The 18,042-nt window shown below is 65.9% G+C and carries 19 protein-coding genes and 1 pseudogene; 7 read left to right on the top strand and 13 right to left on the bottom strand.

All coding sequences use genetic code 11. The annotated features are described in order from the left end of the window. Positions 1–43: 43 nt before the first annotated feature. Complete coding sequence (locus ACR2MZ_RS10110) at positions 44–844, top strand: dihydrofolate reductase family protein (RefSeq protein WP_434004921.1); 801 nt, start codon at positions 44–46, stop codon at positions 842–844. A gap of 129 nt (positions 845–973) precedes the next feature. Beyond that, positions 974–1,375: a VOC family protein gene (locus ACR2MZ_RS10115; protein WP_434004922.1), complete on the top strand. Its 402-nt coding sequence runs from the start codon at positions 974–976 to the stop codon at positions 1,373–1,375. Here ACR2MZ_RS10115 and ACR2MZ_RS10120 read toward each other — a convergent pair. The 4 genes from ACR2MZ_RS10120 to ACR2MZ_RS10135 all read right to left on the bottom strand — a co-directional run bounded on the left by ACR2MZ_RS10120 (position 1,372) and on the right by ACR2MZ_RS10135 (position 4,342). Then, the gene (locus ACR2MZ_RS10120; RefSeq protein ID WP_434004923.1) at positions 1,372–2,064 is read right to left on the bottom strand and encodes a helix-turn-helix domain-containing protein; all 693 of its coding nucleotides are present in this window, start codon (positions 2,062–2,064) and stop codon (positions 1,372–1,374) included. The genes ACR2MZ_RS10115 and ACR2MZ_RS10120 overlap by 4 nt on opposite strands. Before the next feature lie 74 nt (positions 2,065–2,138). Beyond that, complete coding sequence (gene fdhD / locus ACR2MZ_RS10125) at positions 2,139–2,969, bottom strand: formate dehydrogenase accessory sulfurtransferase FdhD (protein ID WP_434004924.1); 831 nt, start codon at positions 2,967–2,969, stop codon at positions 2,139–2,141. Further along, entirely contained in the window at positions 2,966–3,859 is an 894-nt protein-coding gene (locus ACR2MZ_RS10130; RefSeq protein WP_434004925.1) for a pyridoxamine 5'-phosphate oxidase family protein, read from the bottom strand. The genes fdhD and ACR2MZ_RS10130 overlap by 4 nt, the downstream gene beginning before the upstream one ends. A gap of 27 nt (positions 3,860–3,886) precedes the next feature. Further along, a complete protein-coding gene (locus ACR2MZ_RS10135) occupies positions 3,887–4,342 on the bottom strand; it encodes an SRPBCC family protein (protein WP_434004926.1) in 456 nt (151 codons plus the stop codon). Positions 4,343–4,426: 84 nt separating this feature from the next. On the opposite strand from ACR2MZ_RS10135, the gene ACR2MZ_RS10140 reads away from it, so the two are divergent. From ACR2MZ_RS10140 to ACR2MZ_RS10155, 4 genes are all read left to right on the top strand, one after another. Then, a complete protein-coding gene (locus ACR2MZ_RS10140; protein ID WP_434004927.1) occupies positions 4,427–5,164 on the top strand; it encodes an RDD family protein in 738 nt (245 codons plus the stop codon). Continuing rightward, entirely contained in the window at positions 5,161–5,541 is a 381-nt protein-coding gene (locus ACR2MZ_RS10145; RefSeq protein WP_434004928.1) for a cupin domain-containing protein, read from the top strand. Before ACR2MZ_RS10140 ends, ACR2MZ_RS10145 begins: the two co-directional genes overlap by 4 nt. A 64-nt stretch (positions 5,542–5,605) precedes the next feature. Further along, the gene (locus ACR2MZ_RS10150) at positions 5,606–5,824 is read left to right on the top strand and encodes a hypothetical protein (protein WP_434004929.1); all 219 of its coding nucleotides are present in this window, start codon (positions 5,606–5,608) and stop codon (positions 5,822–5,824) included. 37 nt (positions 5,825–5,861) lie between these two features. Further along, positions 5,862–6,215, top strand: a complete 354-nt coding sequence (locus tag ACR2MZ_RS10155) for a dienelactone hydrolase family protein (protein WP_434004930.1) — start codon at positions 5,862–5,864, stop codon at positions 6,213–6,215. A 31-nt stretch (positions 6,216–6,246) separates the two neighbouring features. Here the strand turns inward: ACR2MZ_RS10155 and ACR2MZ_RS10160 are convergent, their stop codons facing one another. The 5 genes and pseudogenes from ACR2MZ_RS10160 to ACR2MZ_RS10180 all read right to left on the bottom strand — a co-directional run bounded on the left by ACR2MZ_RS10160 (position 6,247) and on the right by ACR2MZ_RS10180 (position 10,680). Further along, positions 6,247–7,194 carry a glutamate cyclase domain-containing protein gene (locus ACR2MZ_RS10160; protein WP_434004931.1) on the bottom strand — a complete coding sequence of 316 codons (948 nt, stop codon included), beginning with the start codon at positions 7,192–7,194 and terminating at the stop codon, positions 6,247–6,249. Between the two features lie 283 nt (positions 7,195–7,477). Further along, positions 7,478–8,737, bottom strand: coding sequence for a D-arabinono-1,4-lactone oxidase (locus tag ACR2MZ_RS10165; RefSeq protein ID WP_434004932.1), 1,260 nt, complete (start codon positions 8,735–8,737; stop codon positions 7,478–7,480). Next, complete coding sequence (locus ACR2MZ_RS10170) at positions 8,734–9,360, bottom strand: aminoglycoside adenylyltransferase domain-containing protein (protein WP_434004958.1); 627 nt, start codon at positions 9,358–9,360, stop codon at positions 8,734–8,736. Before ACR2MZ_RS10170 ends, ACR2MZ_RS10165 begins: the two co-directional genes overlap by 4 nt. 30 nt (positions 9,361–9,390) lie before the next feature. Further along, positions 9,391–9,597: pseudogene (locus ACR2MZ_RS10175) on the bottom strand (nucleotidyltransferase domain-containing protein); the annotation flags it as partial. 30 nt (positions 9,598–9,627) lie between these two features. Further along, on the bottom strand, positions 9,628–10,680 hold the full coding sequence (locus ACR2MZ_RS10180; RefSeq protein ID WP_434004933.1) for a glycoside hydrolase family 130 protein: 1,053 nt from the start codon (positions 10,678–10,680) through the stop codon (positions 9,628–9,630). 2 nt (positions 10,681–10,682) lie between these two features. Here ACR2MZ_RS10180 and ACR2MZ_RS10185 point away from each other — a divergent pair, with 2 nt between their 5' ends. After that, entirely contained in the window at positions 10,683–12,617 is a 1,935-nt protein-coding gene (locus ACR2MZ_RS10185) for a cellulase family glycosylhydrolase (protein ID WP_434004934.1), read from the top strand. Here ACR2MZ_RS10185 and ACR2MZ_RS10190 read toward each other — a convergent pair. The 4 genes from ACR2MZ_RS10190 to ACR2MZ_RS10205 are packed head-to-tail and all read right to left on the bottom strand — an operon-like array spanning position 12,587 to position 17,772. Next, a complete protein-coding gene (locus ACR2MZ_RS10190) occupies positions 12,587–14,623 on the bottom strand; it encodes a hypothetical protein (RefSeq protein WP_434004935.1) in 2,037 nt (678 codons plus the stop codon). The two genes, ACR2MZ_RS10185 and ACR2MZ_RS10190, sit on opposite strands and share 31 nt — an antisense overlap. A gap of 18 nt (positions 14,624–14,641) precedes the next feature. Further along, entirely contained in the window at positions 14,642–15,547 is a 906-nt protein-coding gene (locus tag ACR2MZ_RS10195; protein ID WP_434004936.1) for a carbohydrate ABC transporter permease, read from the bottom strand. Positions 15,548–15,549: 2 nt separating this feature from the next. Continuing rightward, positions 15,550–16,425 (bottom strand): carbohydrate ABC transporter permease, encoded by an 876-nt coding sequence (locus ACR2MZ_RS10200; RefSeq protein ID WP_434004937.1) that lies wholly within the window; start codon positions 16,423–16,425, stop codon positions 15,550–15,552. A 60-nt stretch (positions 16,426–16,485) separates the two neighbouring features. Next, positions 16,486–17,772: an extracellular solute-binding protein gene (locus ACR2MZ_RS10205; protein WP_434004938.1), complete on the bottom strand. Its 1,287-nt coding sequence runs from the start codon at positions 17,770–17,772 to the stop codon at positions 16,486–16,488. Between the last annotated feature and the right edge of the window lie 270 nt (positions 17,773–18,042).

Here is an 18,042-nt window from a genome sequence, read left to right on the forward strand (position 1 = left end):
GGCTGAAAGGTAGTGGAGCCGACGTGCTGCATGCTGGGACCCCATGGACCCTCTGCTGACGCTTTTCAGTGAGCCGACAGCCGATGGCGAACTGCCGCCCGATCTGAGCCGCCTCTACGACGGTGGGCTCCAGCTGGCTGCAGGCAGCCTGAGCGCGAACTTCGTCACCAGCATCGATGGCGTGGCAGCCCTCGAGCGCCGTCGCCGCTCGGGCTCCGCGCTCTCCGACCGAAACCCTGCCGACCGCTTCGTCATGGGGCTGCTCCGGGCGCTGGCGGATGCGGTCATCACCGGCGCCGCCACCGTGCGCAGCGAGGGTGGCCAACTCTGGTCAGCGGCGCAGCTGGGCCCTCCGGAAGCCGGCGGTTATAGCTCGCTGGGAAAGGCTGATCCCCTGCTGGTGATCGTCACCGCTCGCGGGGAGATCGATCCGGCCGAACCGGCCCTTCAGGAAGGAGCGCTGGTGCTCACCAGCGAGGTCGCCGCCCCCGGCCTGCGGCGCCGCCTGCCGGCGAGGTGCGATGTGAGGTCACTGGGCACCGCGCCACTGAGAGGCAAGACCATCAAGCAGGCGGTCCTGGACCACGGTTGCCGGCGCCCGCTGACCGAGGGCGGCCCGCATCTCTTCGGCAGCCTGGTGGCGGATGGAGCGGTGGACGAGCTGTTTCTGACTGTCGCCCCGGTTCTGGCCGGCCGCCACGCTGATGCGGACCGGCTCGGCCTCCTGGAAGGCTTGGCGCTGCCGCCCAGCAGCTTCGCTCAGGCTCGCCTGCGCACCGTCAAGGCGAGCGGCTCGTACCTATTCCTGCGCTACGGTCTCCATCCTGTCGCCCAGCGCGCTTAATCGCTTCTGCTCAGCCGTTAGCTTCACGGTGCGCTTGGTGTCGGCTACGTAGATGGCCGCTGGGCAGCCTGGTCGTCCCGTCCGAAACATCCAATACTTCAACGCCAGAAGCCGGCTACTGTCCGGAGCATGAAACTCCGCCCTGCACTTATCGAGCTGGTCGTGTCTGACATGGGTGCCACCCTTGCCTTCTACCGCCGCTTGGGCCTCGACGTCCCACCGGAGGCGGACGGACAGCCGCACGTGGATGCCGAGCTCGGCGGCGGGATGCGCCTGGCCTGGGACACCGAGGAAACCATCCGCACTTTCGATCCGGGCTGGTCCCCGCCGGCGAGAGGCGGCCACCGGGTCGCCCTGGCCTTCGCCTGTGGGAGCCCGGCCGAGGTCGACGCGGCCTGGGCCGAGCTCATCGGAGCCGGCTACGAGGGCCACCTCGCGCCCTGGGATGCCTTCTGGGGCATGCGTTACGCCGTCGTGCACGACCCGGATGGCACGCCGGTCGACCTGTTCGCCGCGCTACCCGCCAGCTAGCTTGCCAGCTCCCTCAGTAGTCCGCCCGGCGTCGTCTTGGCCAGCGCCCGCATCTCCCTCGACAGGTGCGCCTGGTCGACGTAGCCGCACCCTGCCGCGACCTGAGCCAAGGGCAGGCCCATCCGCACCTCGCCGACCGCTCGGCCCAGCCGCAGCACCCGCGCCAGCCGCCGAGGCCCATAGCCGAAGAGGGGTAGGCAGCGGCGATACAGATGCCGGGGGCTGAGACCCAGCCGCTCGGCCATCACCGCGATCGGTGTTCCAGCCGCCGCCAGCCCGAGGACCTGCGGTCCGAGCGGGTCCACCTCGGAACACCCGGCGCATTCGATCGCCCATGCCTCCAGGGCGGCCTCGGGGTTCTCGGCGACCCGCTCGGCCAACAACCGCGCCTGGCGCGAAGGCCATAACTCCTCCAGGTTCGGCGTCTGGTCGCGGACCTCGTCAGCCGGCACGCCGAGCAGGGCGGGACCGGTCCCCCCAGAGAAGCGGAGCCCGACATACGACGCGCCAGCTTCGCTCTGGTGCCGGCGGGCTGCAGTGTCTGGTCCCGCGACGAAAAGGCGGCGCCCGTCCCACAAGAGGTCGAGGCAACCGTCCGGCAGGATTCGCGTCAGCTCGGGTGCGGCCCCGACGCTGCGGCGCCAGAGCACGGCGCCCGCCACCGGGGTCGGGCGCTCGTGGTAGGGCATCGGCCAATGATGCCACCGGCAGGCCAGCCTGAGACCTGAGCACAGAACGTGCCGCTTGCGCAACCGCGACTGGGCTAGTCCGGCTCGAGTCGCTCCGGGGCGCTGTAGACGTTGAAACGACCGTCGCGGAGGAAGCCGACCAGCGTCAGCCGAAATCTGTCCGCCACCGCAACTGCGAGGCTGGAGGGAGCGCCAACCGCGGCGACGATCGGAATGCCGGCGGCCACCGCTTTCTGGACGATCTCGTAACCACCACGGCCGCTGACGACAAGAACCGAGTCGGCGCAGGGCAGGCGGCCGTCGAGGAGCGCTCTGCCGACCACCTTGTCCACCGCGTTGTGACGGCCGATGTCCTCCCGCGCCATCAGCATCCGTCCGGCCCCATCGAACAGCGCTGCCGCGTGCAGACCGCCTGTGCGCTGAAAGCTCGGTTGACCGCCGCGGAGCTCCTCGCCCATCCTGAGCAGCGCCGCAGGGTTGAGGCACAGGTCCGAATCAATGACAGGAAAGTCCTGAGCCAGGTCCGCCAGCGAGGTGGCGCCGCAGACTCCGCAGGCGGAGCTGCTGAGAAACGATCGCTCGGGCCGGCGGCCGGCGGCGCCCAAGAGCGAGACGTCCACTCGATTGGACTCCAGCAGAACCGGATCACCAAAACCGCTCCGGTCGCCGGTTTCGGCACTCAGGCGGACCGAGCTCACCTGCTCACGCGCAGTCACCAACCTCTCCGCCCAGAGCAGGCCCAAAGCCAACTCCACGTCGTTTCCTGGCGTGCGCATAAGAAGGGTCAGCGGGCTGCCTTCCAGGAGGAGTTCGAGCGGTTCCTCAACCGCCACCAGGTCGGCTCGCTCCTGCCAACCTTGACCCGTCCACCGCACAGTGACTGCTCTGGCCTCACCCTCTCTCATGAGGTCTCCTGCACAGCCGAGAGCACAGGGAGCGTGCCCACTCCAAACCCGCGCCACCAGCTGACCTTGACCAGGTCCAGGCGATAGCCCCGCCCTTGGCCCAGCTCCTGGGCTGGATAACGCACCGCCACACGCTCGCCTGCCTCGTCGTCAGGTGCCAGGTGACCCCTGAGGCAGACTCCCAGCTGGCGGCTGGCCCGAAAGGGATGGCGGTGCTCAATCACCACTGCGGCAGCAAACGGCCCGCGGCCGGCCGGGCCGTTGGCCCAGAGCAAGGCGCCGTCCGGCGCGGCCGCCCACAGCGCTGGTGTCAGTAAGAGCCCCCCTGCTCCCCACCAGGCAAGAGCGGCTTCTCCCTCGCCGGCCAGCGGAGAGGCGAAGCCAGGGGGTAGGTGCTTCAACCTGGCCGGTAGGGCATCCTCGGCCGATGCTTCCAGATCGGCTTCCCGCGCCCGCTCGGGCGTGAAGCGGAGGAGTATCCGGTTCTGCGGCCACCAGCGTCCCGGCACGGCTGGGAGGTCGAGCAGATAGCCGCCGGCGTAAGCGGCCTGCTTCAGCGCATAGCCGGCCAAGCCCAGGGCGAAACCGGGTCCCTCCCGAGCAGCCCTGAGCTGGCTGCGCAGGTCCAGCGGATCGAAGATCTCGAGCCGGCCTTGAAAGCTGAGCGCCCGCTGGCCGGAGGAGACGAGGAAGGCCGCCCTAGGCTGCCGGCGCGCCAGCCGCAGCTTGACAGCGTGACGCGAGGTGGTCATGAGGATCCGCCGGCCCGCGAAGTGGAAGGCTGTCGGGTTCACGAGCGGCAGCTGCTGGCCGCGGACGGCCAGCATGCCGAGCTGAGCTCCGGCCAAGAGCTCATGAGCCTGGGCATCGAGATGCACGGCTGCGGCCACTCTGGGGAGACTACCGCTGGCAGCTGCTCACGAGGGCTGCGGGGACTCCAGCTGCTGGCGCATGTGTTCCAGCGCTCTGCGCAGCCGCCCCCGCACTAGACCGTCCGCTCGAGCGGCCAGGAGCCCACCCAGCGCGCCGCCCGGGGGTTCGTAGGCGATCTCCAGCGAAACTTCGGTGCCACCGCCGAGTTCGCGGAAGCGCCAGCCGCCCCGCTGGGGGACCAGGCCGCGTTCCGAGTGCCAGCCGAGACCATGAGGACGGTCCCAGGAGTCGAGGACCAGCGTCGTCTCGTAGCCGACGCCCAGCGGATTCATCCTCACCCGAAAGCGAGCGCCCACACCTCGGGTTCGGGCACCGACTGGCTGCCACTCGCCGATGCCCTCCAGCACTCGGGGTGCGTTCCGATAGTCAGCGACCCAGTCGAACGCCACCTCTGGTCGTACGCCGATGACGAGTCTGGCGGTGAAGCGACGTTCGGCCATCGGGGCTGAGTGTCACTGATCAACCTCCGCTGGGTGGCGCGGAGGCCCGTGGTCGACCTTCGCCGCGCCCATCATGGATTACCAGTGACAGCCAGCGAAACCGTCACAGTCCTCGATGCAGTCGCCTCCCGCCAGCCGGGGGCCATTCCCAACGACTACCTGCCCGCCATGCAGCGGCTGACCTGCGGACTGGTCAGGGCGAGAGGCGACTGCCTCAGGCTAGGCCCGCTCGCACTGCTGAGCTTCGACTCTGCCTCCCGGCTGGCGTCTGGTTGGCAAAGAGTGATCCGGGGTGGACTGCTGGCCCGACAGCCAGGAGGCACGCTGAGCGTTGGCTGGCAGGACGGCCGGCTGGTCGGTGAAGTGGCCGGCTACTCACCCTGGCTGCCGCGCCGACTCTATGAGCTGACCCAACTGCCTCTGCACCACGCGCTTATGCGCCTGTACCTGCTGGGTCTGCGCGGCCGGGTGCCGCCGCCCGGCCTGCCCGCGGGACCGGCCCAACGGCTCGCCGCCGCCTCACTTGACCTCGCGCTGTGCGGCGCTATCACAGCGCTGGCCGCGCCGCCGACCCGACGCTTCATGCCGCTCCTGGCATGTGTGACGAGCGTGTATCACATCGGCTTCTGGTGTCTCGCCGCCTCGACGCCCGGCGGACGCGCGCTCGGCCAGCGCGTGGTCGGCCTCGACGGACGTCGGCCGAGCCTGCTCCAAGCGGTGCTCCGGCTGACAGCACTGCCTTTGGCTGTCTGGGCGCGGCGGGCGCTCCACGACGAGCGCGCCGGCACCGAGGTGATCGAAAGCGCACCATCTAGAGCATGAAGCACATCACGATTGAGCAGGCGGATTCGGCGGCACAGTCCATGGGCACCGAGCACTTCTCCGGAGCCGCAACGGGAGCGCCGCTGCACCGAAGCGACGCGCCGCATGCTGTCAACGCCAGCTTGGTGAGGTTCGAGCGTGGGGTTCAGAACAACTGGCACCGCCACGAGGGCGGCCAGCTGCTGCATGTTGTGGAGGGTGAGGGCTGGGTCCAGGCACGCAGCGCGGCGCCGATCCGCCTCCGCCCCGGCGACAGCGTGTCCACCGCGGGCGCCGAGGAGCATTGGCACGGGGCGACCGCCCAGTCGTCGATGGCTCACCTGGCCTTCTCGCTGGGCGAGACGGAGTGGCTGGAGCCCAGCCCGCCGCAGACGTGACCCAAATCAGCCAGGCGTCGCGCCGGCCCGGCCAGAACGCCTGCGTTGTGGACTATCGACGCTCGTGAGTCAGATAGCTCTCTTCCATTCAGTCCTCGGCGTTCGGCCCGGCGTCCAGGAAGCTGCGAAGCGGCTGCGGGGCGATGGGCACCGCGTTCGCGTGGTCGATCAGTACGAAGGAAGGGTCTTTGCTGACTACGCGGTGGCCGCCGAGTACGCCGAAGGGTTGGGCTATCCCCTGCTAATTGCAGCGGGCCCAGGAGGCTGTGGCGGACCTGCCTGACGGGTTTCTCACCGCGGGATTCTCGAACGGGGCTGGAATGGCAGAATTCGTCGCCCTCCGGCGCCGGGTGTCAGGCGTCCTGATGCTCTCGGGGGCTCTGCCGCTGGAGATTCTGCGCGCCGACGCCTGGCCGGCAGGAACACCTGCGCAGATTCACTACACCCACGATGACCCCTTTCGCCGACAGGAGGCGATCGACACCCTCGCAGCGACCATCCGGGCTGCCGGCGCTTCCCTTCAAATGTTCGACTATCCCGGCCGCGGCCATCTGTTCACCGACCCCTCGCTGCCGGAGGAATACGACGCCGACGCAGCCGAGCTGCTCTGGCGCCGGGTGCTCGACTTCTGCGCCGGTCTGCCGCCCATCGGTACAGCGCCGACCCGCGGCTAGCCCTCGGCAGGCGTCAGGCGGTTTCGGCCGGTTACGCCGGCAGGCGCCGGCTCAGGTTGAAGTCGACCAGGCCGCAGAGCAGGTCGCAGAACAGTTCGTTGCTGGCGGCTGGAATACCATCCACCGCCGGGATCGGTGCTTCGGCCGCGCTGTCGTGGCCGCCAGCCTCACAACAGGCGTTCAGCATGGCCTTGTGCAAGCGGCCGTCGACGAGCAAGCTCAGGTCCCGCCGCAGCCCCGCCATGGCAGCTGCGATGCCGAAACCAGCCCAATTGGAGCAGGTGGCCACTACCGGCACGTCGCATTCGGTGACCGTTGCGATGAGCTCCCCCAGTGGCTGAGCCGCCACCGCCGTCGAGCGGATGCCGCCCAGTCCTATCTCGTTACCCAGGTCCCCAACCCCGATGGTCGGCACGTTTCGGCGACGCAGCTCGGCGACAAGAAGATCAATCCGAGCCAGGTGCCCGCTGACGTCCTGGCCGCCGGCGCGGCGCAGGCTGCCGTCAGGCGTGGGACCGATCTTCTCGATCACGAAGAGCGCGCCGATTTGAGGTGGCAGCGCCTGAGCCTGCGCCTGGGCCAGCTGGGGATCGATCGGGAAGGCGCACACCTCGCAGGTGTCGCCGGCCCCGGCCGCGTCAATGGTCGCCCTGACCGGCTCCAGTCCGGCCTCCTCAGTCAGCACCACCAGGCGGGCGGAAGTACTCAGGGAGAGGGCCCGCGCCACAGCGGCCAGCCCGAGCGGCCCGTCGGTTTCCCCCCGAGGCAGCGAGTGTGGGCTCACGACGCCCGTCGTCAGATAGACAGGCAGTCCGGCTTCCGCGACCTGGAGCAGGCGGACCGCTGCGGTCCAGGCCATGGGTCCCCCCAGTAGCCGGCGAGCGGCCTGCCAAAGCGGTTCGATCACCCCATCGCGGAACCCATCGGGGCGGAACTCCACCGCCAGCAGGTGATCGATCGCCTCAGGTAGCCCGCGCATGCCCAGTGGACTCTAGCGTCGGTGGCAAACGCGACAGCCAGCCGCAGAACAGACCAGGGAAGATTTGTTCCAAACCGGCGGCGCGTACGTAGTGGATTTTCAGAAGGCGCCCGCCTTCCCGACCGAGATCTCCCCCTCCCTACCCGGCGGCCCGGTTCTAAACCAGCCGGGTCGCCACTACATCTCGGCTAAGCCCGACCGCTGGCCTCCCTTACTGAATGAAACTGGAGGGTCCCCAAGATGGTCGCCTCCGCGCCATAAGGTCACCTGTCCGCTTCCGGAGTTAGGCGCCGAGCACGTGCTTCTCTAACCAGGGGTTACGGAAGGCTGCGCGCGAGTCCAAACGCTGGATCAGACGGACGAAGTCGGGCTGCCGTTCGTACAGCGGGGCTGTCGCGTCTGCTCCGGCGAGGAAGACCTTACCCCAGTGCGGCCGGCCCTCCAACGGCGCCAGGGCCGCCTCGACGTCGACGAGCACCCGCTCGACCGCAGCCTGGTCCGGCTCCCATGTGAAGTGGATGCCGACTGTGTCCCGCCCGTACTGCGGGCTCATCCAGAGGTGGTCGGCGGCCACAGTTCGGATCTCGCTTACCTGCAACAGAGGTCGTAGTCGATCCGCCAAGGCACGTACCGACTCGATCGCAGCGATGCCTTGCCGCCGAGGCACGAGGTACTCCGATTGAAGCTCCTCACCGCTGCTCGGCGTGAAACCCACGCGGAAGTGCGGGAGGCGGTCGGACCAGAGACCGTTCCGGCCGAGTTGGGCTGTGCAGTTGATCGGATCGAGCCCGAGGATTGGATGCGTTTCCACAGTGGTGGCCACCGCGCCGAAGAGGTCGGCCGCCACATGTTCGGACGCATCCGTCACGCGGCTCTTGACCCACACCTGGTCGACAGTGGGGCCCCAGGTTGTGAACAAGCTCACGCTGTAGCCGTACGCGGTGATTTCGTCAAAGTGCTCAAAGAGTGAGTCCCAGGCCAATCCTTCGAACACTCGCTGCCGTATCTCGTAGGCCGGTTCCACGTCCAGCGAAAGCCGAGTGACAGCGCCGACCGCCCCCAGCCCAACCACCAACCCATCGAATTCGGAGTGACCCCGTGCTGCTCGGACGATCTCGCCGCTCGATGTGACCATTTCAACCGACGACACGGCGGTCGCGAGGTTGCCGTTCGTGTCGCCCGACCCATGTGTCCCACTGCTGACGGCGCCGGCGACGGAGATGTGGGGCAAGGATGCCAGATTGTGGAGGGCAACACGTTCCGGCCTCAACGCCTCGGCAAGCTGGCCGTAGGTCATGTTTGCGCTCAGGGAGACGGTGGCAGCCAACCGGTCGACCGTCACGTCGTGGGGCAGCTCGGCCAGCGTGATCAACTCGTCGGAGTCGGCGATACCGTTGAACGAGTGCCGGGAGCCGAGCACCCGCACCTTGGCTGCCTGGGCGATGATCTCCTGCAGCTGCTCAACTGTGGACGGTCGGTGGAGCTTCTTGGCCTGGTACGAATAGTTCCCCGCCCAGTTGGTCAGCTGGCGAAGCGCGCTCACGCCTGGTGTTTGTGCGGCTGGCGCGAACCCCGTCCTGCCATGTCAGCTTTCTCCGGCTGGGAGATCCAAGACGGCCGACTTTGAGCTAGGGCGTAGCGCAGAAACTCCAGCGTTTCGGTCATATCACCCTCGGTGTGATCATGCCGCCACTGCCAGGCTCGATCCAGGTGAGGAATCCACTTCATTTCCAACCTCTGGCGAGCCCACTCGACCGCCCGCTTGGACACCAGGGTTCCGCACTCCAGCATGTTCAACGCCCGGCAGAGAGTCAAAGTGGCGAAAGCCTGATAAGCCCGAGGACGAAGCCAATCCGCTCCATCGACCTGTCGCTGCCAGAAGTCCCGCAGTAGATCGGTGACTGCTATCCGAAGTTCTCGCGGACTCACACTGTCTATCAGCATCGTCGGCGAGGGGCCCGACACCACCACACCCTGGCGGCTCAGTGAGTGTCGCTCCAGCACCCACGCCGGTCCATGGTGACCAACACCGAACTCCCAGTCGACGCCGATCGATGGGTGCGAGGCGTTCGAGTTGTCGTAGCGGCGCAGTGCCTTCAGTGGGATGTAGGAGCCCTCGAGGCGGTTGGCATACGTTGTCCCACCGATGCCTATCTGCCGGTGCATTTCGCGAAGTCGAGCTAGCACTGCCCTTGAGAGCTCTGCCTTGGTGACAACTAGGAAATCAATGTCGCTCGCTGCCGGGTCGAAATCCCCGGTTGCGAGTGAGCCATGGAGATACATACCCACCAATCCGTCCCCTAGGATCTGGCGCACATTTCCCAACAGCAAGCTCACAATTAGATTGACATCCGGGTATGGCGTTGCCTCGACCAAACCGTAACCGTGCGATCTATGATGCACGCCGCTCAAGTTACTCCGGCCGCATTGTGGTCAGGTCAGGTTGGCCAGAATCTCTCGGATCGACATGGTCGCTCCGCAGATCCATTCGTCGGCGGCGCCGTAATAGACAGTGATCTCATCGCTCGCCGCCATGGCGCCCGTCGCGAAAACGACGTTGCCGTAGAAACCGCCGCGTTCATATTCGGCCAGCGGCTCCATGATGGGGGCGGCCGAGCGGCCGACGACGAGGGCCGGATCCTTCAAGTCAAGCAGGACCGCTCCCAGGCAGTAGCGGTTGTTGTCGTCGACGCCGTGGTAGATCTCCAACCACCCTTCTTCGATGCGGATGGGGGGCGCACCGGCTCCCACCTTCGCTGAATCCCATGCGCCCCGCCGTGTTCGCAGGACGCACCTGTGGTCTCCCCAGTGGACCAGGTCGGGCGAGCGTGCCAGCCATATGTACTTGCCGCCCAAGCCCTCACTGACTGGCCGGTGCAGGGCCAGATAGGAGCCTCCTATCTTCTCCGGGAACAGCACGCAGTCCTTGTTGGGTGGCGCGAGGATCATGCCGTGGCGGTCGAGCGTTCGCCAGTCCGCTGTGCTGGCGAGACTGACGCCGAAGCCGTAGGGTGACACAGCGGTGTAGGCGAGGTAGAAGCGGCCATCGATTTCGGCCACGCGCCCGTCCTCGATCCCGTAGCTTTCCAGCACCCCCTCCCCCTCCAGTGCTGGCTCGGCCTCTACCTTGAAATGCATGCTATCTGCGCTCGAGGCAAGTCGGAAGTGAGAGATGGTGGTCAGATAGCTATCGCCGGACCAGACGAAGCCGCGAGGATCGCTGCTGGCGACGAGTTGAGGATCGCCGTGGGGTACCTCGATGATCCGCATTCCCCCCGGGGCGGCGGCGTCCAGCAGCGGTGCGCTGACACCTGCCGCACCGGCAGGCACTCCCTCGGCGACCCGAAGCAAGAGATAGGTCTTCTCGTGGAACCGAAAGGAGGCGGGGTTCAGGACGCCTATGACACTCAGTCCGGGGCGCGACGGCGGCACGTCCTTGGGACCGATGAGCGGATTGGAGGGAAACCGTTTCGCGAGGTCGCTCATCCGTGCTTCACTCAGTATGGATGGTGGACCGGCCGGCACCCAAGCTGAAGGACATCTGGGTCGGGGCCAACTTCTGGTCGCGGGTGGGCGGACCGCTGATGTGGCGAAGCTTCGACGAAACCGTGATCCGGGAGGAGTTGAGGGTGCTCCGGCGCCATGGCCTCACTGTGACGCGGTCCTTCTGCTACTGGCCCGACTTCATGCCAGCGCCGGACACCATCGCAGAGCCATTCGTTGAGCGCTTCGGCCGCTTTCTGGACCTGACGCTGGCAGAAAACATGCTCACCATTCCCACCTTCATCGTCGGCCATATGTCGGGTGAGAACTGGGACGTCTCCTGGCGCGCCGGCCGGGACCTATACCAAGACGGCTGGATGCTTGCGCAGCAGGCGTTCTTCATCCATGAGCTGGCCAGTCGCTTCTGCCGCCATCCCGCCATCAGCGCCTGGCTCATATCCAACGAGATGCCGGTCTACGGCGGAGCCACCAGCGCTGAATACGGTCGGAGCTGGGCGCGGCTGATGGTGCAGGCCGTCAGGGCGGCTGGGGCGCGACAACCGGTCTCCCTTGGCGACGGTGCCTGGGGCATCGAGCTGACCGGGGTCGACAACGGCTTCAGGCTCCGTGACCTGCGCCGCATCGTGGACTTCATCGGGCCCCACGCCTATCCGATGACGAACGACCCGGTACGGCAGCACCTGACGGCGGCGTTCGCCTGCGAGCTGAGCCACTTCGGTCTTCCAGTCGTTCTCGAAGAGTTCGGCCTCAGCTCGGACCACGCCGCTGACCCCGCCGCGGCCGACTATTACCGGCAGGTCCTGCATAGCTCTCTGCTGGCTGGCGCGACCGGGTGGCTGGCTTGGAACAGCACCGACTTCGACCTGCCCGCCCAGGACCCCTACCGGCACCACCCCTTCGAGCTGCACTTCGGGCTCACCAGGGTGGACGGCTCGGTCAAACCTGCGCTGCTCGAGCTTGAACGGTTCGCCGAACTGCTCAAGACGATCGACTTCGCGGCCTGTTCTCGTGTTCCCAGCGAGATAGCTCTTGTCATCCCCTCCTATTTCGACACCGAGTACCCTTTCACGCCGACGTCCCAGCGACCGCTGATCGGCGCCATATCGCTCCAGGCCTACATCGCGGCACGGGAGGCCGGCCTGTCGCCGGCGCTCGTGCGAGAGCTTGACGGCATACCGGCTGCCTCACTCATCCTGGTCCCCTCGACCCAGGCCCTGACGGCTCCGACCTGGAGCCGGCTCGAGGAGCTGGCCAACTCCGGTTCCACCGTGTATTGCTCGTATTTCAGCGGTGGCGCCGACGTTCAGCGAGCATCCTGGCACCCCGACTTGAACCGCTTCTTCGGCGTGGAACACCAACTCCGCTACGGGTTGCTCAACCCGGTTCCTGAGCAGACTGTGACCTTTACCTTCGAAGCAGCTTGGGGTGACCTCGAGGCAGGCACCACACTCTCGTACGCGGCTGCCGGCTCTGACAACGGTCGCGCCTTCTTGCCCGTCAGGCCGCGTCAGGCGCGTGTCTTAGCAAGCGACCAAAACGGCCGACCAGCACTTCTAGTCCGCGATGTGGGACGGGGAAGGATCGTGCTGTCGACCTACCCGACGGAGTACTTCGCCAGCGCGCGACCGATGGTCAATCCGGAAGACACCTGGCGCCTCTACCATGCCGTTGGCGCCATGGCGGGCGTCGAGCAGCCCGTCGCGAGCGGCAGGCCGGATGTCCTGGTGGACGCGCTTCAGCACTCCAGTGGAAGCCGCTACGCCTGGTTCATCAGTGAGGCCCCAAGGGCCCTCAGCCTCGCACCGATCATGACGGGCGACTGGCGGCTGTCGAGCCTCGACGGTCAGCCTGTTGATGGCATCGAGCTGCCTGCCTACGGAGTCGCGGTCTATCGAGTAGAGGCGATCACCGAGCCGTAAGGCGGGATCTGCAGCCGCACGTGCCCGTCCTCGTCCTCCGTCACGTCCTCGCCGTCGCGGTTGTACACGCTGACTCGCCACGACCGTCCCGGAGGCAGCTGGAACGGCGCCGGTTGACCGGCCAGGCTCTTGTAGAGGGCCAGCTGACGGCCACCGTCCTGAAGCACCTTCGACTCGACTTCTGGCTGCAGCAGCACCGCGTCGATCTTCGCGTGCAGCGCACCCGTGCCCGCATAGCTGAGGGTGATGGTGTGTCTGCCGGCGCTCAGCGCACCGGGCAGCTGCAGACCGTCGATCCAGAGATAGTCCGGGTTGGGCGAGACGCCCTGGCTGCCCGCGCCGCCCTCGTGATCGACTCCCGCCGGCTTCCCGTCCACGCTGACCGACACGCCAACGGCGGCGGCATCGCCTGGCTGCTTGTCAAAGACGATATACAGCAGGTGGCGACCCGCAGTCGCCGCTTGCACGGGAATGTCAACCCTCCCGCCCGGGCCCAGATCGACGTACGCCCCGGCACTCCAGATGGCCTCGCCGGTCCAGGCGGAGGCCGGCTTGACAACCGTCGCATTCCCGCTGACCGCCCCGGCTTCGGCTTCGACCTTTTGATAGCTGGTGTGCGCCAGAACGTGCCCATAACCGACATAACCACGCGCCACAGGGTCATGGACGGCGTTCATCAGCGCCAGAAGTCCTTCGATTGTCGACTCGGCACCGGAGTTGCGATTCACAGTGCCGTCCCCGTTGATGCCGTCGAATACCACTCCTGTCGCCGGCTGGTACATCGGCGTCCCGGCCGGGTTGTCTCCGAAGAGCCAGCTCGCAGCGATGCCAGCCCAGCGCTGGAAGACGTCGTTCCCACTTGCCCTGCCAACGGCTAGCAGGCCGTCAACAGTGGTCTCATCCCCGTAGGCGATCTGCGAGAGGTCGTCGGGCGCCGGCTCCAAGCCGTTGATGGGGCCGAAGCTGAGCTGCTGATGCAGCTCGAATGAGCTTGCGTCCAGTCGCGCCGACTGGAGCCATCCAGGTTTGCCAAGCGGCCGCGCGCCTATGGCCAGCGCCATCGACATGTGGGCGCCCCAAGCATGCCAGTCGCTGACGGATCGCGTCCAGGGCATAAGCGCGCCCCAGGGCCAATCGCGGCCGCCGCCCAATTGATAGCCGGCGATTCCTGTGCCCAATTCAACGGCAAGGTCGCGAGCCGGTACATCGCCCGTTGCCCGGGTGAAGGCCGTCAGGCCGAGGAGCGCTTCGGAGGAGGCGTCGGCGCCGTCGGCGATCAGCCAGGCTGGCGTCCGATAGCCGTGCAGCGTGTAGTAATGACCGAAGTTCGGCGCCAGTAGCTCGGCGTCGAGCCTGGTCATGGCCAGCCGCATCCGGGCGGCCAGCACTGAGGCGAAGCCTGGGTCGGACTCACGGAAGGTGGCGTAGCCCTCGCCGATGGCCCAGATCGACCGCGCCATCCAGTACGACGCCGCCGCGTCCGCGGGGTTGGGCTGGTCGGGCGGCGTGGGGTTCAGGTTCAGAGCCCCGCCCGGCTGCATCCAGAGCACGAAATTCCCCGCGTTAGGGCCTGAGATTGTCTGCATGTAGAGCACGAAACGAAGTGCGCCCCGCGCCATCTCAAGGCTGTGGCGATCGTGGTAGTACCTGTAATGCGTTAGGTAGACCACCGCTGCGCGGCTCACGTCATCAGTGTCGAAGGCCCCCTGACCATATGTGTTCGTGCCAGGGTCATACGCGCCGCCTCCGGTCCGAGTGTAGGCGCCAGTGGTTGGATTGAAGTTGGCGTAGACCCACCACGTGTCGATCGGTGAGCCCGGATCGGTGGTCGAGTGGCCTGGTAACCCAGCTGGATAGGGCACCGAGTCGTGGAGGAAGTCGAGATGCCCCAGGTTCACCACGCCGGGACCGACGGATCCAGCCGCGTCCTGAGCAGCGGCCGAGGTGCCCCCGAGCGCGCCCACCAGAACCGCAAAAGCCGCCGCGAGAGGTAGCCCCAGGCGCATGCTCGTCGCTCCTCTCTCTTAGCCCTTCACGGCCGAGCCGATCGAAGACTCCACGAACCGACGCTGGAAGATTAGAAAGAGGATGATCACGGGCACCGCCAGCACGGTGGCGCCGGCCAGGATCGCCCCATATGGATTGGGGCCCCGCTGGGCTGACGTCGAGATGAAGTTGGCCAGCGCGACCGCCAGCGGTTGCAGAGACAGCTTCTTGGTGATGAGGAACGGCCAGAGGAACTCGTTCCAAGGACCGATGAAAGTAATCAGCAGAGCAGTCAAGAGTGCAGGCCGCGTCAGCGGCAGAACCACCCGGGTCAGGATGGTGAGCTCTGACGCACCGTCGATGCGCGCCGCCTCGAACATGTCCTTGGGAAGCTGCAGAAAGAACTGGCGGAATATGAATACTGCAGTCGGGTTGATGGCGAAGGGCAGGATCATTCCGACCAGGGTGTCGGCAAGACCAAAATTACGAGCGATCAGCACGTAAAGCGGAATGATCAGCAGCTGAAAGGGCATGACCAGCAGCAGGATCATCGTGTAGAAGACGACCTGCCGGCCGCGGAAGTGCAGCTGCGCCAGAGCGTACCCGGCGAGCACACCAAAGATCAGTGTGGCAAGCAGTACGCCACCAGTGAAGAGGCCCGAGTTGAGTAGAGTTTGCGGCAGGTTGATCGCATTGTTGATGTTGATCAGATTGTCCAGTGACAGCTTGTTGGGATTGGGAAAAGCCCCCGAGATATTCGGGTTTGGGTCCTTCTGCAGGGCGCTCACAACCATGTAGTAGAAGGGCAAGATGAACACGAGTGCCCCGATGAAGAGCGGGATGAGCCTCACCCAGCGCAGCCAGCCGCGCTCGCCCTGCTCGGGCGTCTGGACCGGCTCGGGTCGTGTTGTGACCGTCAGCTCCGGCGTCGTCGCGGTCGCCATGGCTACTCCCTCTCCAGGACGAATCTGTTGATGGCGGAGACGATCAGGACGCCGACGACCAACAGGAGCCCCATCGCCGCCGCGTAGCCGGGGTGATTCTGCTCAATACCCTGGCGGTACAGCAGGAACACGGGGGAGACAGATTGGTTATCAGGGCCGCCCCCTCCGGTCAGTAAATAGGGCTCGGTAAAGAGGTTGGCGCCAGTGATTACCGAGGTGATCACGACCAGTAGAGTAGCGGGCCGGAGTCCTGGCACCGTTACCACGAAGAAGCTCCTGATTCGGCCGGCGCCGTCCACGCTGGCCGCCTCATAGAGCTCCTTGGCGATATTCTGCAGGGCGGCTAGGTAGAGAAGGATGTAGAGGCCGAGGCCCTTCCAGGTCACATACAGTGCGATGATCGGCATCACCCAGAAGGCATTGACGAGCCAGGTGGGGTTTGGAGCGAGCGGTCCGACGACCTTGTTGACCAGCCCGGGGCCGCCGAACAGCCAGAGCCAGATGCTTACGGCGGCGACGCTGGCGGTGACGTAGGGAACGTAGTAGGCGGCCCTGAAAAAGCTGCGCAGGGGGATGGCGGCGTTCAGCGCGGTGGCCAGCACCATGGCGACCACCACTGTGACAGGGACATTGATGAGCAAGAAGATGACCACATTGCGGAGGGCGACGTGGAAGAGCGGGTCCTGCAGGGCGCGGCTGTAGTTGGCGAGGCCCACGAAGGGTCTGTCGACAATAGCTCCTGGGGCCGCGAAGAAATAGTCATAGAAGGACATGTAGATCGAGTAAAAGAAGGGATAGGCGTAGATGGCGACCAGGAAGATCACGAAAGGCGCGACGAACAGGTAGCCGATCGGCTGGTCACCGAGCAACGTCTGCAATCTGGGTCGACGGGATCCCGCTGGTGCTGGTGCCGAGGCGGCCAAGCTAAGCCCTCCTGCTCACTGGCTCACCAGCGTCTTGATCTGGTCGGACGCCGCCTTGAAGGATTGGTCCACGCTTTGGTTGCCGAAAATGACCGACTTGGAGTACGCGGCGCGAAAGTCCTGCCACATCTCGACCGAGTTCGGCACGTTTGGCACCTCAACTGTGCGGGAGGCCTGATCGGCGAACAGCTTGTACTCGGGGTGTGACTGGAAGTAGCTGCTGTAGGTACCGGGCAGGTCAGTCCGCATCGGCATCTGACCTGTCAGCTCCAGCAGCTGGCCGTCATTCGCGCTGCTGGTGGTGAACTTGAGGAAGTCCCAGGCGGTGCCGCGGTTCTTGCAGCTTGAATACATGCCTACCGATTTCTGGTCGGAAAAAGTATGAATCTGGGCCGGATCCATCCCGTCCTTGGTCGGCACCGGAACCACGCCCCAGTTCACCTTGCCAGTGTATTGAGCGATGGCCCAGGGCCCAACTATCGCCATGGCCGCCTGCCCGGTGGCAAAGGCGTCACCCTGGGCGGCCTCCTTCGGGGCCAGATTCCCGGCATACATTTGACGCCAGAAGTTGGCCACCGCGATACCGTCCGAAGAATCGAACTGCGGCTGCTTGTTCTCGACCAGCTGCTTGCCTTTCGTCTGGGCGATGAAGAGGGGATAGAAGTCGAACCACGGCTGGTAGAACTCGGAGCTCGGGGCCGGCCAGATGGCAGCCCTGACACCTCCCTTCGCCACTACAGCCTGCGAGGTGCTCAGGAACTCGGTGTAGGTCTTTAGCGGCGGGTTGCTGACGTCGAGCCCGGCCTTCTGAAAGACGTCCTTGTTGTAAAAGATCATCACTGGGTTGGTCTTCCAGGGCATCTGGTAATACTTTCCGTCCGGCGACTTGTACTGCGCGGCCCGGTTACCTGTGCGGGAATCGATGTACGAGTTGGCGCCCGAAAAGTCGCTGAGCGGGACGAGGCCGCCCTGCTTCTGGAATTGCGGCACCGAGGCGGGAGAGGTGTTGAAGATCAGGCAGGGCGTTGTACCCGCCGTGATCCCAGCCCCGATCACTTCTTCAGAGCTCTTCCCGGCGGGAATCTGTTGGCCGGTCACCTGGTCTTGGGGATGGTCCTTGTTCCAGCCCGCAACCATCGCCTCGCCCCATTTCACCTCCTCCGGGTTGTTGGAGTACCAGATCTGGATAGGACCCTTCGCGCCTGCTGCCTGCGAGCTTGTCTGGCTGCTCCCCCCACACCCGGCCAGGGCCAGGATCAATGCCAAGGCGCCGCCCAGCGAAACCCAACGAATGCTTCTCATCTCACAACCTCCTGCTTACTCATCGGCGGAGCCGCGGCGGGACCTCCGGTGGGCCTAAACATACTTCCGGCGCACTATCGCCGATGATCTCAGGGCCGCCACCACCATGACGATGTGACGGTCGCGCATGGGTGCCGAGTACGGGGACCGATAGCGTTTCAATGGATCCTCCCGCTGCGATTGCCGCCTGCATGTCTCCCGGGCTACTCGGCTGGATGTGTTTCCCATCTATACGCTTGCGCGTCGGTTGAGTCCAACTTGACGTCTATC

The sequence above is a fragment of the Candidatus Dormiibacter sp. genome (assembly GCF_050999135.1).
Lineage (GTDB): Bacteria > Chloroflexota > Dormibacteria > Dormibacterales > Dormibacteraceae > Dormiibacter > Dormiibacter spiritus.

Coding starts and splice junctions, on each gene's coding strand:
- ACR2MZ_RS10205 (WP_434004938.1), bottom strand. CDS start 17,772: ATGAGAAGCATTCGTTGGGTTTCGCTGGGCGGCGCCTTGGCATTGATC.
- ACR2MZ_RS10155 (WP_434004930.1), top strand. CDS start 5,862: ATGGCAGAATTCGTCGCCCTCCGGCGCCGGGTGTCAGGCGTCCTGATG.
- ACR2MZ_RS10195 (WP_434004936.1), bottom strand. CDS start 15,547: ATGGCGACCGCGACGACGCCGGAGCTGACGGTCACAACACGACCCGAG.
- ACR2MZ_RS10115 (WP_434004922.1), top strand. CDS start 974: ATGAAACTCCGCCCTGCACTTATCGAGCTGGTCGTGTCTGACATGGGT.
- ACR2MZ_RS10120 (WP_434004923.1), bottom strand. CDS start 2,064: ATGCCCTACCACGAGCGCCCGACCCCGGTGGCGGGCGCCGTGCTCTGG.
- ACR2MZ_RS10170 (WP_434004958.1), bottom strand. CDS start 9,360: ATGCACCGGCAGATAGGCATCGGTGGGACAACGTATGCCAACCGCCTC.
- ACR2MZ_RS10135 (WP_434004926.1), bottom strand. CDS start 4,342: ATGGCCGAACGTCGCTTCACCGCCAGACTCGTCATCGGCGTACGACCA.
- ACR2MZ_RS10110 (WP_434004921.1), top strand. CDS start 44: ATGGACCCTCTGCTGACGCTTTTCAGTGAGCCGACAGCCGATGGCGAA.
- fdhD (WP_434004924.1), bottom strand. CDS start 2,969: ATGAGAGAGGGTGAGGCCAGAGCAGTCACTGTGCGGTGGACGGGTCAA.
- ACR2MZ_RS10190 (WP_434004935.1), bottom strand. CDS start 14,623: ATGCGCCTGGGGCTACCTCTCGCGGCGGCTTTTGCGGTTCTGGTGGGC.
- ACR2MZ_RS10145 (WP_434004928.1), top strand. CDS start 5,161: ATGAAGCACATCACGATTGAGCAGGCGGATTCGGCGGCACAGTCCATG.
- ACR2MZ_RS10160 (WP_434004931.1), bottom strand. CDS start 7,194: ATGCGCGGGCTACCTGAGGCGATCGATCACCTGCTGGCGGTGGAGTTC.
- ACR2MZ_RS10180 (WP_434004933.1), bottom strand. CDS start 10,680: ATGAGCGACCTCGCGAAACGGTTTCCCTCCAATCCGCTCATCGGTCCC.